This window comes from Oxobacter pfennigii, assembly GCF_001317355.1.
In the GTDB taxonomy this organism is placed as follows: Bacteria; Bacillota; Clostridia; order Clostridiales; family Oxobacteraceae; genus Oxobacter; species Oxobacter pfennigii.
On the sequence record NZ_LKET01000065.1, the window covers coordinates 1 to 781 of the forward strand.

2 protein-coding genes are annotated in these 781 nt (G+C 41.6%); both read left to right on the top strand.

The annotated features are described in order from the left end of the window. Window positions 1–35 precede the first annotated feature (35 nt). Window positions 36–392 (top strand): IS66 family insertion sequence element accessory protein TnpB, encoded by a 357-nt coding sequence (gene tnpB, locus OXPF_RS19150; protein ID WP_054876827.1) that lies wholly within the window; start codon window positions 36–38, stop codon window positions 390–392. Between the two features lie 98 nt (window positions 393–490). Next, the coding region (locus OXPF_RS19155; RefSeq protein WP_201779746.1) for an IS66 family transposase at window positions 491–781 on the top strand (291 nt) is incomplete at its 3' end.

Consider the following 781-nt stretch of genomic DNA (forward strand, 5'->3'; position numbering starts at 1 on the left):
ATTATTGAACGCACACTGAAGGTACTGATGCGGATATGATAGGTGATATAACAAAGGCGCAGGGGATTTACATCGTCTGTGGATATACGGATATGCGCAAATCCATAAACGGACTGGCGTCAATTGTGCAGTCGAGCCTCGGACTGGATCCATTTTCACGAAAATTGTTTCTGTTTTGTGGGAAACGTGCTGATCGCATGAAGGTACTTCTGTGGGAGGATGATGGTTTTGTCCTGCTGTATAAGCGGCTTGAGAACGGAAAATTCAAATGGCCAAGAACAGAAGAACAAGTAAGAGATATTACCTGGCAGGAATTCCGATGGCTGACAGAGGGACTTGCCATCGACCAACCAAAAGCAATCAAAAAAGCAAAAACAGGTGACCTCTGCTGAGTGGGAAAAGTGCCTAAACCCATTGAATTTACTGGATTTCAACGGTATTTTATGATATAATTTAAATAATAAAAGTACGGGAGAAAACGGTTAGAATCATGGAAAAAGATGCATATGTGGCACAACTGGAAAAAAGAATACAAGAACTTGAAAATCATAACAGGGATGCCTACACGGAAAAACTGGAAGCAATGATCGAGAACTTAAAGAAGCAGGTTGACAACCTTACAGAAATTATTCTTCTCATGCGCAGGCAAAAGTTCGGCAGCTCCAGTGAAAAGACACCGAGAGTTGTCCTTGACGGTCAACTTAATCTCTTCAATGAGGCTGAATTGGAATACGTGCCGGAAATAGAAGAACCGATTGTAAAGGTTTCTGAGGGATATAAA